The organism is Luteimonas sp. 9C (assembly GCF_902506295.1).
Classification (GTDB): domain Bacteria; phylum Pseudomonadota; class Gammaproteobacteria; order Xanthomonadales; family Xanthomonadaceae; genus Luteimonas.
The window spans coordinates 2,203,309-2,216,020 of the sequence record NZ_LR733312.1; the positions used below are offsets into that span (position 1 = coordinate 2,203,309).

At 69.7% G+C, this 12,712-nt stretch carries 12 protein-coding genes; 6 read left to right on the plus strand and 6 right to left on the minus strand.

What is annotated here, in order from left to right:
* Positions 1–37: 37 nt before the first annotated feature.
* Positions 38–814: a polysaccharide deacetylase family protein gene (locus tag CURTO8I2_RS10070; protein ID WP_159680868.1), complete on the minus strand. Its 777-nt coding sequence runs from the start codon at positions 812–814 to the stop codon at positions 38–40.
* Positions 815–931: 117 nt separating this feature from the next.
* Between CURTO8I2_RS10070 and grxD the strand changes: the two genes are divergently transcribed.
* From grxD to CURTO8I2_RS10100, 6 genes are all read left to right on the plus strand, one after another.
* Positions 932–1,861: a Grx4 family monothiol glutaredoxin gene (gene grxD / locus CURTO8I2_RS10075; RefSeq protein WP_159680870.1), complete on the plus strand. Its 930-nt coding sequence runs from the start codon at positions 932–934 to the stop codon at positions 1,859–1,861.
* A 955-nt stretch (positions 1,862–2,816) separates the two neighbouring features.
* A complete protein-coding gene (locus CURTO8I2_RS10080) occupies positions 2,817–6,269 on the plus strand; it encodes a PAS domain-containing hybrid sensor histidine kinase/response regulator (protein ID WP_159680872.1) in 3,453 nt (1,150 codons plus the stop codon).
* Positions 6,270–6,384: 115 nt separating this feature from the next.
* Positions 6,385–6,525 (plus strand): hypothetical protein, encoded by a 141-nt coding sequence (locus CURTO8I2_RS10085; protein WP_159680873.1) that lies wholly within the window; start codon positions 6,385–6,387, stop codon positions 6,523–6,525.
* Between the two features lie 251 nt (positions 6,526–6,776).
* On the plus strand, positions 6,777–7,715 hold the full coding sequence (locus CURTO8I2_RS10090) for a DegV family protein (protein ID WP_159680875.1): 939 nt from the start codon (positions 6,777–6,779) through the stop codon (positions 7,713–7,715).
* Between the two features lie 174 nt (positions 7,716–7,889).
* Positions 7,890–8,231 (plus strand): hypothetical protein, encoded by a 342-nt coding sequence (locus tag CURTO8I2_RS10095; RefSeq protein ID WP_159680876.1) that lies wholly within the window; start codon positions 7,890–7,892, stop codon positions 8,229–8,231.
* 1 nt (position 8,232) lies between these two features.
* On the plus strand, positions 8,233–8,919 hold the full coding sequence (locus tag CURTO8I2_RS10100; RefSeq protein ID WP_159680878.1) for an ATP-binding protein: 687 nt from the start codon (positions 8,233–8,235) through the stop codon (positions 8,917–8,919).
* An 11-nt stretch (positions 8,920–8,930) separates the two neighbouring features.
* Here the strand turns inward: CURTO8I2_RS10100 and CURTO8I2_RS10105 are convergent, their stop codons facing one another.
* From CURTO8I2_RS10105 to frmR, 5 genes are all read right to left on the minus strand, one after another.
* Complete coding sequence (locus CURTO8I2_RS10105; RefSeq protein ID WP_159680880.1) at positions 8,931–9,974, minus strand: L,D-transpeptidase; 1,044 nt, start codon at positions 9,972–9,974, stop codon at positions 8,931–8,933.
* A gap of 90 nt (positions 9,975–10,064) precedes the next feature.
* Positions 10,065–10,895 (minus strand): S-formylglutathione hydrolase, encoded by an 831-nt coding sequence (fghA, locus tag CURTO8I2_RS10110; protein ID WP_159681646.1) that lies wholly within the window; start codon positions 10,893–10,895, stop codon positions 10,065–10,067.
* A gap of 7 nt (positions 10,896–10,902) precedes the next feature.
* A complete protein-coding gene (locus tag CURTO8I2_RS10115; RefSeq protein WP_159680881.1) occupies positions 10,903–11,241 on the minus strand; it encodes a DUF3658 domain-containing protein in 339 nt (112 codons plus the stop codon).
* Entirely contained in the window at positions 11,241–12,350 is a 1,110-nt protein-coding gene (locus CURTO8I2_RS10120; RefSeq protein WP_159680883.1) for an S-(hydroxymethyl)glutathione dehydrogenase/class III alcohol dehydrogenase, read from the minus strand. The genes CURTO8I2_RS10115 and CURTO8I2_RS10120 overlap by 1 nt, the downstream gene beginning before the upstream one ends.
* A gap of 22 nt (positions 12,351–12,372) precedes the next feature.
* The gene (frmR, locus tag CURTO8I2_RS10125; protein ID WP_159680884.1) at positions 12,373–12,648 is read right to left on the minus strand and encodes a formaldehyde-responsive transcriptional repressor FrmR; all 276 of its coding nucleotides are present in this window, start codon (positions 12,646–12,648) and stop codon (positions 12,373–12,375) included.
* Positions 12,649–12,712 lie beyond the last annotated feature (64 nt).

Below are 12,712 nucleotides of genomic sequence, written 5' to 3' on the forward strand. Positions count from 1 at the left end.
ACCGCTGCACGCCGGCGCCGGCGCCGCGCCCGTTACATCAGCCCGCGGGGTCCGGCAGCACCGTGCGCAATCCCTTCGCCCGCAGCCGCGCGAGCACGCCTGCGACCATCGCGGGATTGCCGCCGTGCGTCGCCCCTTCGTGCAGCAACACGATCGCGCCGGGCGCGAGGTCGGCATCGATCCGCGCGACCACGTCGTCGACATCCGCTTTCACCGCATCGAATCCACGCGCGTTCCAGCCGACGCGTGCCAGCCCCGCCTCGCGCAGCGGCGCATGCACGAACGGATTCGTATGACCGACGACCGAGCGGAACCACACCGGTGCACGGCCGGTGATCCCGGCCAGCGTGCGCTGGCCGTCGAGAATCTCGCACCGCATCCGCGCCGGTCCGAGCGCCCAGAACATCGCCTGCGGATGGGTCTGGCTGTGGTTGCCGATGCCGTGGCCGCGCGCGGCGATCTCGCGCACGAGCGCCGGCCGCGCGGCCGCGCGCTCGCCGACCAGGAAGAACGTCGCCTTCGCATCGTGCGCATCGAGCAGATCGAGCAGCGCGCGGGTGTCGTCGGACGGACCGTCGTCGATCGTCAGCCACACGCCCTCGCCCGGCAATTGGGTCAGCACCGGGCCGTAGAGCCGCGAAGCCGGCGCCAGCACGCCCCACAGGCACAGCGCGTGGCTGGCCAGCAACAGCGGCAGGCCGATCGCCCAGCCGAAGCGCCACCCGACCAGCACGATCAGCAGCTGCGAGGCGATCAGCAACGGCAGCCACAGCTGCGGACGACGGGGCGGGCGGTGCACGGACATGGCGCGCATGATGCCATCGGCACCGCCGCGCAACGCGCCGTTCCGGCGCCGCCCATGGCCGCGGCGGGCTTGCATCGCGGGGTGCGCGGTACCATGTGGGTCGTTCCCGCACACCGGATTGCCGCCATGTCCCTCGACCCCGCCCTCCGCACCCGCATCGACACCCTGTTGCAGGGCAATCGGGCCGTTCTGTTCATGAAGGGCTCGCCGATGACCCCGCAGTGCGGCTTCTCGGCCAAGGCCGTGTCCGCGCTCGAAGCCGTGGGCATCGAGTACGCCACCGTCAACGTGCTCGAGGACGGCGAGATCCGCGAAGGCATCAAGGCCTACGGCGACTGGCCGACGATTCCGCAGCTCTACGTCGACGGCGAACTCGTCGGCGGCAGCGACATCATCGAGCAGATGGTCGGCAGCGGTGAGCTGCACGGCCTGTTCGGCGTGGCCCCGCCGGACCGCACCCCGCCGTCGATCTCGATCACCCCGGCCGCGCGCGAGATGATCGCCAAGGCGGTCGGCGATGCCGGCGGTGACTACGTGCTGCAGGTCGACATCGACGGCAACTTCCGCACCCGCCTGCAGCTCGCCCCGCGCAGCGCGTCGGGCATCATCGCCCAGGCCGACGGTATCGACGTGCAGTTCGATCTTGCCGGCGCACGCCGCGCTGAGGGCATGACGATCGACTTCGCCGACGACATCCGCGGCCGCGGCCTGGTCATCGACAACCCGAACGCGCCCAAGCCGGTGCAGGACATCAGCCCCGCCGATGCGAACGACCGCCTCGCCGCCGGCACGCTGACGCTGGTCGACGTGCGTCCGCCGGACGAGCGCGCCACCGCCAGCGTCGCGCGTGCGTTCGAAGTCCTCGACGGCGATGCGATCACGCGCCTGCAGCAGCTGCCCAAGGACACGCCGCTGGCGTTCCTGTGCCACCACGGCGGCCGCAGCCAGCAGGCGGCCGAGCACTTCCGCAACCAGGGGTTCACCCACGTCTACAACGTCGCCGGCGGCATCGATGCCTGGAGCGACAGCGTGGATGGCGGCGTGCCGAAGTACTGAGTCGCGCACTCGCGCGATGCATCGGAAGGCGGCCTGCGGGCCGCCTTTTTTGTGGGCCGGTTATGCCCGCTCGTTGTCGCGATTCGGCGCTTTGGCTTTGGCTTTGGCTTTGGCTTTGGCTTTGGCTTTGGCTTTGGCTTTGGCTTCCAGCGTTTGATCTGAATCGAGCCGTAAAGCGAGCCGAGCACCAGAGCCTGACGTGGCCGAAGAGCAGCCCATGTCTGAGCGCAGCGAGTTTGGGCTGCGTGCCGCGTCAGGCGAGGAGCGGAGGGGACCGACGCGGCTTCATGCGTCGGCTCGCGTCCGGCGAAGACGGTTTTGCTTACTTTTGCCAAGACAAAAGTAAGCCGCGCGACAGCGCGGAAGCCCTGTCCTTGATCTTCGCTCCTGCGGTTGATTCTTTGATGGGAACATCGAAGTCGCAGAGAGACGAGCTGAGAAGCGCAGGCAAGTACAGAGCTTTCGCCCGCTGCGCGTGCGAGTCCCTTTTGGATGGACCCAAAAGGAACCAAAAGGTCCTTTCGCCGGACGCGATCCGCCGCGATACAGCCGCGGCGGTCCCCTGCGCTTCTCGGGCGACGGGGCACATTGGGACCTTCACGGTTCCGCAGCCCAAACTCGCTGCGCTCAGACATGGGCTGCTCTTCGACCCCGCCGCCATGCGATGCTCGGCTCGCTTTACGGCTCGATTGAGATCAAGAGCCAAGCCAAATCCAAATCCAAATCCAAAGCCGAAGCCGAGGCGAGAGCCGAACAAAGCGAGAGATCAAGAAGGCCGTGTGGTTGCCGGACATGCGACCGTCCGGCGCCGCAGGAATGACGGCACTCGAGCGAACGCACCGCACCGCACCGCAAGCGCGGCCGTAGCGCCACCAACGCCAGCACCGGCCGCGCATCCCGCCCACGCCCAGCCCCCGCCCCGTACACTCGGCCGCTTCGGAACGAAGGAGCGGGCATGCTGCCGGGCTGGGTACTGCTGCTGGTGTCGCTGGGCTATGCCGCGTTGCTGTTCGCAGTGGCCTGGTACGGCGACCGGCGTCCGCTGTCGCCCGAGCGGCCCTGGTTGCGCACGGCCGTCTACAGCCTCGGCATGGCGGTGTACTGCTCGTCGTGGACGTTCTACGGCGCGGTCGGCAGTGCGGCGCGGCAGGGGCTCGGCTATCTGCCGATCTATCTCGGGCCGCTGCTGTTGCTGCTGTTCGGCTGGCGGATCCTCGAACGGCTGGCGCTGATCGCACAGTCGCAGAACACGGTGTCGATCGCCGACTTCATCGCGTCGCGCTACGGTCGTTCGCAGCGCCTGGCGGCCATGGTCGCGCTGATCGCGCTGATGGCGGCGGTGCCGTATCTGGCGCTGCAGTACAAGGCGGTGGCGATCAGTCTCGGCGTGCTCGGGGGCCCGGACGATCCGGTGACCCTGTTCGGCGATCCGGCGTTCTACGTTGCCGCGCTGATGGCGTTGTTCGCGATCCTGTTCGGCACCCGCCAGGTCGATGCCACCGAGCATCGTCCGGGCATGATGCTGGCGGTCGCCCTGGAGTCGCTGGTCAAGCTGGTCGCGCTGGTGGCGGTCGGCGTGTTCGCCATCGCATGGTTCGACGGCAGCGACCTGCAGCTGGTCGACGCGACCCGCGCACTGGTCCGCGACGCACCGTCGAGCAGCTTCGTCGCCCAGTGCCTGCTCGCATTCGCGGCGCTGCTCTGCCTGCCGCGCCAGTTCCACGTGGCGATCGTCGAATGCGGCGACGTGCGCGACATCCGCCGCGCGCGCTGGCTGTTCGGCGGGTACCTGGTGATCATCTGCCTGATGGTGCTGCCGATCGCGAGCGCCGGCGTGGCGCTGTTCGGCCGCGACGGCCCGGTGGCGCCCGACAGTTTCGTGCTCGCGTTGCCGTTGGCGATGAATGCCGATTCGCTGGCGCTGTTCGCCTACATCGGCGGGTTCTCGGCCGCGACCGGCATGGTCATCGTGTCCTCGGTGGCGCTGGCGACGATGGTCAGCAACGACCTGGTCATGCCGCTGCTGCTGCGCCGCGGCTACGCGGAGCGGCATGGCGGCAACGTCGCGCGCACGGTGCTGTGGATCCGCCGGATCGCGATCGTCGGGCTGGCCGCGCTCGCCTACGGTTACTACCGCGTCAGCGGGACCGACACGACGCTCGCGTCGTTCGGGCTGATGGCCTTCGTCGCGGTCGCGCAGTTCGCGCCCGCATTGATCGGCGGCCTGTACTGGCGCGGCGCGAGCCGGCGCGGGGTCGAAGTGGGGCTGCTGATCGGCTTCGGCGTCTGGAGCTACACGCTGCTGCTGCCGACGCTGACCCAGTCGGGCTGGTTCGATCCGCAGTGGCTGGCGGACGGGCCGTTCGGCATCGTCTGGTTGCGCCCGCATGCGCTGTTCGGCCTCGCCGGCTGGGACCCGCTGACCCACGGCACGTTCTGGTCGCTGCTGCTCAACGTCGGCGCGCTGCTGCTGGTGTCGGCGCGCTGGCGGCCCACGCTCGACGAGCGGCTGCGGGCGGCGCCGTTCCTCGATCCCTATGCCGAGCGCCGCACGTTCGCGTCGGAAGACTGGAACGGCAATGTCCGCATTCCCGAACTGCTGACGCTGACCGGTCGCGTGGTCGGCGAACGCACCGCGCGCGCGGCGTTCGACGAATACGCGCAGGTGCAGGGCAAGCCGCTCGCGCCCAACGCGCCGGCCGACCGCACGTGGCTGCAGTTTACCGAACGCCAGCTCGCGGCCGCGGTCGGCGCCTCGTCGGCGCGCCTGCTGATGACCAGCGCGCTGAAGGGGTCGGGCATGGAGGTCGACGAGGTCGTCGCGATGCTCGACGAGGCCGGCCAGGAGCTGCGCTTCAACCGCGAGGTGCTGTCGTCGACGCTGGAGAACATCGACCACGGGGTGAGCGTGGTCGACCGCACGATGCGCCTGGTCGCGTGGAACCGCAGCTACCAGCGGCTGTTCGGCTATCCCGACAACATGCTCTACGTCGGTCGCCCGGTCGCCGATCTGATCCGCTACAACGCCGAGCGCGGCGAACTCGGCCCGCGCGATGCCATCGACATCGACACCGAGATCGACAAGCGCATCGCCTACATGCGCGCCGGCTCGCCGCACGTCTCCGAACGCGTGCTGGGCAACGGCCAGGTCATCGAGCTGCGCGGCCAGCCGCTGCCCGGCGGGGGCTATGCGACCAGCTACAGCGACGTCACCGACTACAAGCGCGTGGAACGCGAGCTGCGCGACATCAACGAGACCCTGGAACAGCGCGTCGCCGACCGCACGCGCGAGGCGGAGGCCGCGCAGGAATCGCGCTCGCGCTTCCTCACCGCGGTCAGCCACGACGTGCTGCAACCGCTCAACGCCGCGCGGCTGTTCACCTCCGCGCTGCGCGAAACGCAGGACGGCGCGGAACAGAAGCATCTCGCCGAGCGCGTCGACACCTCGCTGCGCGCGGCCGAGGAACTGCTCGACGGCCTGCTGGACGTCTCACGCCTCGATGCCGGCGCACTCAAGCCGCAGATCGTCGATCTCGACGTGTCCGAACTGCTGCGCCAGCTCGCCGGCCAGTACGCGCCGATGGCCAAGGCGCGCAAGCTCGACATCCGCCTGCACGCGCTGCCGATCGCGGTGCGCAGCGACCGCCGGCTGCTGCGCCGCGTGCTGCAGAACTTCCTCGCCAATGCGCTGCGCTACACCCGCAGCGGACGCATCGTGCTGGCGGCGCGGCGACGCGGCGACCAGGTCGCGCTGCAGGTGTGGGATTCCGGCCCGGGCATCCCCGAGCACCACATGAGCCAGATCTACGACGAGTTCCACCGCTACGAACAGAACTTCGACTGGGACGGCCGCGGCCTGGGCCTGGGGCTGTCGATCTGCCAGCGCATCTCGCGCCTGCTCGGCCACACCCTCGATGCGCGTTCCAGCGTCGGCCGCGGCAGCATGTTCTCCATCACCGTGCCGCGCAGCATCGTGGCCACGCTGCCGCCCACCGCGACACCCGCGCCGCTGCACGACGAATCGCTGCAGGGCCTGCGCGTGCTGTGCGTGGACAACGACGACGACATCCTCGCCGGCATGCGCGCCCTGTTGCGGCGCTGGGGCGTGGAGCCGCTGTGCGCGAAGACCATCGACGAGGCGATCGCGTGCATGGACGAATCGCCCGACGTGCTGCTGGTCGACTACCACCTGCACGATCGCCTCGACGGGCTCGACACGCTGGATGCGCTGCGCGGCATCGCACCCGACGTGCCGGGTGCGCTGCTCACCGCCGATGGCAGCGACACGCTCAAGCAGACCGCGCGCATCCGCGGTTATCGCGTGCTGACCAAACCGGTGAAGCCGGCTTCGATGCGCGCCTTCCTCGGTGCCCAGCGGATGGCGGCGAACAGGCGCGCAGGCGCCTGACGGCCCGGCCGTGATGGCTGCGCACGGCGGCACGCCGCGCGGCGCGGACCGGCACCCCATCCGCGTCACATGGCGCAGCCTAGGATCGGCCGCTCCTGCCTGCCCGGATACCGCCATGCCTGCCGACGACAAGACCTCCAAGCCGCCCATGACCAGGCGCCGCCGCGTGTTCCTGTTCGGCGCCGTGGTTGCGATCGTGGTGCTGCCGCTCGTCATCTACATGGTGGCGATCGGGATCGGCGGCGGCGTGGAGTAGGCACCCGTAGACCGGCGACACCGGGTGCCTCGAGGTCGGGGCGCACGCCCGGACGGGAACCTGCACCGCCGATCCCGAGCCGCTCGATGTTCCATCGCCGCAGCGTCCCGCGCAGCTGCCCGTCGCCACCCCACGGGGCCGGGATGCGGGCCACGGCGCCGATCGCGTAGAGTGCCAGCGGGCGCGACGCGCGCCGCACCTGCGACCCCTCGGCACAGAGGGGCGCCGGCCACGCACCAAGGGGAGGACGCATGCGCATCGGAATCGTCGTCGACTCGGCCTGTGATCTGCCGCCCGAGTGGTTGGCCGCCCACGGCATCCATCTGCTGCCGGTGACGGTGAAGATCGGCCAGTCGCAATTCGTGGACCTGCGCGACGAACGCGCGACACTGGACTTCATCGAAAGCCACGTCACCGGCCGCCACACCGCCGAGACCGCCGCGTTTCCGGCCGAGAAGATCAAGGCGCTGTTCCTCGAGCAGCTGGTCATCGACTACGACTACGTGTTCTGCCTGACGCTGACGCGGCACCGCAGCCAGATCCACGACAACGCCACGCACGCCAGCTTCGCCATCCTCAACGAGTACAAGCCGATCCGCCTGCAGGCCGGCCACACCACGCCGTTCGCACTGCGCATCGTGGATTCGCAACAGGTGTTCGCCGGCCAGGGCATCCTGCCGGTCGAAGCGGTGCGCCTGCGCGACGCGGGCGCGACGGCGCCGGAGATCCGCAGCCGGCTCGAATTCCTCGCCGAGCGCAGCTACGCCTACATGGTGCCGCGCGATCTCGCCTATCTGCGCGCCCGCATCAAGCATCGCGGCGACAAGAGCGTGAGCCTGCTCTCGGCATTGATCGGCGGCGCGCTCGACATCAAGCCGGTCCTGCATTGCCACCGCGGCGACACCGGCCCGGTGGGCAAGATCCGCGGCTTCGAGCCGGCGGCGGAAAAACTGTTCGCGTTCGCGGTCGAGCGCGTGCGCGCCGGCCTGCTGACGCCGACGCTGTGCCTGAGTTATGGCGGCGAGCTCGAACAGCTGCGCGCCCTGCCCGGCTACGCCGCGCTGGTGGCCGCGTGTACCGAGCACCATGTCGAGCGGTTCGAGACGGTGATGAGCCTGACCGGCATGATCAACGTGGGCGCCGGCTCGCTGACCCTCGGCTTCGCGGCGCCGCCGCACGCATTCGCCTGAGCGGCCCCCCGCACGCTGCGCAAGGCCTGACGCCACGCGGCCCGCACGTCCCGACGGACCGTGCGGCGTCCGGGGTGCGGCCGGACTGGAGGCTGACCCGCGCAGCCGCGTGACGGATTTCTAACGCGCCCGGTTGCTAGGCTGGCGGCCTTCGCATCACCGAATGGACGCCGCATGAGTACCCGTTACCTGATCCGACTGCCCGAACCCGAGCAGGCCCGCGTCTCCGGCGAACACGCGATTCGCGCACAGGGCGCGGCCGGCATCGCGGCCGAAGTGCAGGAGGCCCTGCGCGGCGACGCGCTGTTCGCACGCTGGCGCGACGGACAACCGGATCCCGACGAGGTCGATCCGGCGCTGGGCATCACCGATCCCGGCGCGCAGGTCAGCGGTGAGGATCGCGATCTCGGCGTGGACCTGGTGGTGAACACCTCGATCTCCAGCACCGTGCTCAAGCACCGTCTGCGGCTGCTCGCGGGCAGCGCCTGGGAGCTGCGCGACGTCCGCGCCGGCTGACGTGACCGCACCGGCCCTGCCGGTGCTGCTGTCCTGGAGCGGCGGCAAGGACGCGGCCTGGGCGCTGCACGTCCTGCGTCAACGCCCGGACATCGAAGTGGTCGGGCTGGTCACGACGATCACGTCGGGTGTCGAGCGCATCTCGATGCAGGGCATCCGCGTCGAGATCCTGCACGCCCAGGCGCAGGCAGCCGGCCTGCCGGTGATCGAAGCGCGGATACCGCAATCCGCCGACAACGCGCGTTATGTCGCTGCGTTCGCCGACGCCCTGGCGACGGCGCGCGGCCGCTGGCCCATGCTGCGCACGGTGGCCTTCGGCGACCTGTTCCTCGACGACATCCGCGCCTGGCGTGAGGCGCAGTGCGCAGCGCTGGACTGGGATGCGCTGTTCCCGCTGTTCGGACGCGACACCGCCACGCTCGCGCGCGAGATGCAGGTCGAGGGGTTGTGCGCGGCGCTGTGCTGCGTCGACACCACGCAACTCGATGCCCGCTTCGCCGGTCGCGTCTTCGACGCGGCGCTGCTCGACGCGCTGCCGCCGCAGATCGATCCCTGCGGCGAACACGGCGAATTCCATACCTGCGTCTACGACGGACCGATGTTCGCCGCGCCGCTACACCTCGCGCAGGGCGAGACCGTGCTGCGCGACGCGCGATTCGCCTACACGGACTTCCGTCTGCGCGTCTGAGTGGCGTCCGGTCAGCGTTCGGGCGGCAGTGCGTCGAGCACACGCTGGCCGCGCCCGGTGGTCTCGGGCAGCACATGCGCATCGGTGGCCACCAGCACGGTCCCTGCGCGCAACCGGGGCAGCACGCGTTCGACGAACCCGGGCGGCACCTGCACGCCGGCGAGCAGCGCCGGATCGAGCGCCTGGCCGGCGTCGGCCTCGCGTCCGGGCACGGCGATCGCCTGCCACTGTGGCAGCCGCCCGTCCGGCACGCCGTCCACGTGCACCGGCAGTGTGCCGGTCCCCATCACGTAGACGTGGGTGCCGCGCGCGGCGTCCCGCGTCGGCACGACGACACGCGCGCGTCCGACTTCGCGTCCGTCGGCGAGTGCGATCAGCCGCTGGTCGCTGCGGCTGAGCACCAGCGACAGTGCGCCGGTCGCCGCGTCGTCGCCGGTCCAGCGCCAGGGCTGGCCGTCGTCGAGCGGCAGTGCTGCGATCGCAGCACCGCTGGCCGGATCGACAGGCGCGAGCAGGCCCGGATGCACGGCGTCGGCAGACGCATGACCGTCCTCGGCGATGACCACGGTCATGCCCAGCGTCGTCGCGGCGAACAGGCGCCGCGCGAACTCGGTCGGCAGGTGGACGCAGCCGTGCGATTCCGGATAGCCCGGCAGTCCGCCCGCATGCAGGGCGACGCCGTCCCAGGTCAGCCGCTCCTGGTAGGGCATCGGGGCGTTGTTGTACGTGCTCGAGTGGTGGTTCCGATCCTTCTGCAGGATGGTGAACACACCGGTCGGCGTCGCGTGCCCGGGTTTGCCGGTGCTGACCGTGGTCACCGCGATCCGCAGGCCGTTGCGATAGACGTAACCGCGCTGCTCGTCGAGGCTGACGACCATCACCATCGGCCCCAGTGCGGGATCGTCGCCCGCCCAGATCCAGTCGCCGGGCTTCAGCTGGCCGGGTGCCGTGTCGACCGCGCTGGACGCGTCCGCGCCCCAGTGCGGTGTTGCCGCCAGTCCGGGCAGCGCCGACAGGGCCAGACAACACGTCAGCAGCATCCTTTGCAGCGTCATGGTCGATCTCCCGGGCAGGTCGGGCGACGCTAGCACGCACGCCGTGCGGGGCCGATACACGCACCCCGCACCGCATGTCCGGACGGGCCGTCAGTCGTGCAGTGCTTTCGCGTGATGCGCGATGTGCGCACCGATGAAGCTGGCGATGAAGTAGTAGCTGTGGTCGTAGCCGGGCCGCAGGCGCAGTTCGATCGGGTGACCGGCCGCCTCGCACGCCGCCTCGAGCAGCTGCGGCCTGAGCTGTCCGTCGAGAAACTCGTCGGCATCGCCCTGGTCGATCAGCAGCGGCAGGCGCTCGCTCGCATCTTGCACCAGCGCCGTCGCGTCGTAGGCACGCCATGCATCGCGGTCGTCGCCGAGATACGCGCCGAAGGCCTTCTCGCCCCACGGCACCTGGCTCGGTGCGACGATCGGCGAGAACGCCGACACGCTGCGGTAGCGGCCCGGATTCTTCAGCGCGATCACCAGCGCGCCGTGGCCACCCATCGAATGACCACTGATCGCGCGCGCGCCATTCGCCGGCAGTTGGGCCTCGACCAGCGCCGGCAGTTCGTGCACCACGTAGTCGTACATGCGGTAGTGCGTGGACCACGGCGCCTGCGTCGCGTCGACATAGAAGCCCGCGCCCTTGCCGAGGTCATAGCCGTCGGCATCGGGGACATCGTCGCCGCGTGGGCTGGTGTCGGGCGCGACCAGGATCACCGCGTGCTCGGCCGCGTAGCGCTGCGCACCGGCCTTGGTGATGAAGTTCTGCTCGTTGCAGGTCAGGCCCGACAGCCAGTACAGCACCGGCAGCTTCGCGTGCTCGGCCTGCGGCGGCAGGTACACCGCGACGCGCATCGTGCAGCCGAGCGTGGTCGAAGCGTGTTCGTAGACGTCCTGCCAGCCGCCGAAGCAGGCGCGGCGTTCAACGCGCGTCAGGGCCACGTCAGTGCACCCGCGGATCGTCGGCGAGGCGGATCTCGTAGGTCTTGAGCACCTGCGGATCGCCCTTGCCCTCGATGCGTCCGGCCTGCGCAAGCGCGCGGATGCGCAGCTCGTAGACCACTTCCGGCAGTTCCTCGTAGGCGTCGGGCGCCGCGATCATCACGCCGGACGCGATGAAACCGGCCTTCTGCCAGCTGCGGTCGAGTGCGGAGAGGATCGCCTGGTCGATCTGCATCAGGTCGCGGTCATCCAGCGTCGCCACCGCGTCGCGCTGTTCCTGTTCGAGGTCGAGATCGGCGAGTGCGGCTTCGAGCGCGGTCTTGCCCATGAAGGCGGCCATCAGAAGTGCACCACGGTGCGGATCGACTTGCCGGCGTGCATCAGGTCGAAGGCGTCGTTGATCTGCTCCAGCCCCATCGTGTGGGTGACGAAGGGCTCCAGGTCGATGCGGCCCGCCATCGCGTCCTCCACCATGCCCGGCAACTGCGTGCGGCCCTTGACCCCGCCGAAGGCCGAGCCGCGCCACACGCGCCCGGTCACCAGCTGGAACGGCCGCGTGCTGATCTCCTGGCCGGCGCCGGCGACGCCGATGATGACGCTCTCGCCCCAGCCCTTGTGGCAGCACTCGAGCGCGGCGCGCATCACGTTGACGTTGCCGATGCACTCGAACGAGAAATCGACGCCGCCGTCGGTGAGTTCGACGATGACGTTCTGGATCGACTTGTCGTGATCCTTCGGGTTGATGCAGTCGGTCGCGCCCATCGAGGTCGCGAGTTCGAACTTGCCGGCGTTGGTGTCGATCGCGAGGATGCGACTCGCGCCGGCCTGCACCGCGCCCTGGATCACCGCGAGGCCGATGCCGCCGAGCCCGAACACCGCCACCGTGTCGCCCGCCTTGACCTTGGCGGTGTTGTGCACCGCGCCGATGCCGGTGGTGACGCCGCAGCCGAGCAGGCAGACCTGCTCGGGATTCGATTCCGGATTGATCTTCGCCAGCGAGATCTCGTTGACCACCGTGTATTCGCTGAAGGTGCTGCAGCCCATGTAGTGGTAGATCGGCTCGCCGTTGTAGGAGAAACGCGTGGTGCCATCGGGCATCAGGCCCTTGCCTTGGGTGGCGCGCACCTTCTGGCACAGGTTGGTCTTGCCCGACAGGCAGAACTTGCACTCGCGGCATTCCGCCGTGTACAGCGGGATGACGTGGTCGCCGGGCGCGAGCGAGGTCACGCCCTCGCCCACTTCGACGACGACGCCCGCGCCTTCGTGGCCCAGCACGCTGGGGAAGATGCCTTCGGGATCGTCGCCCGACAGCGTGAACGCATCGGTGTGACAGACGCCGGTGTGGGTGATCTTCACCAGCACTTCGCCGGCCTGCGGCGGCGCGACGTCGATCTCGACGATCTTCAGCGGTTCGCCAGCGGCGAACGCGACTGCGGCACGTGACTTCATAGGAAACTCCCGGAAACGATGGTCATTTGAGATAGGTGCGCACGAGCGCGACGGCATCGTCGACGCTGGCGCGGCGGTGTTCGGGCGAGTCGCTCGGCTGGCCGAGTTCCTCGCGCAGATGGCTTTCGAGCACGCCGGACATCAGGCCGTTGACCGCGCCGCGCAGGGCGGCGAGCTGCTGCAGCACGGGGCCGCAGTCGGCGCCGGCTTCGAGCGCCCGTTCCAACGCGTCGAGCTGCCCGCGCATGCGGCGCACGCGCAGCAGGACACGCTTCTTTTCTTCGGGCGAATGCGGCATGGCGCTGTCGTCTGGATACTCTGGGGGAGTATAACGCCCCGACGTCTGCGCGATGTGTGCGCGG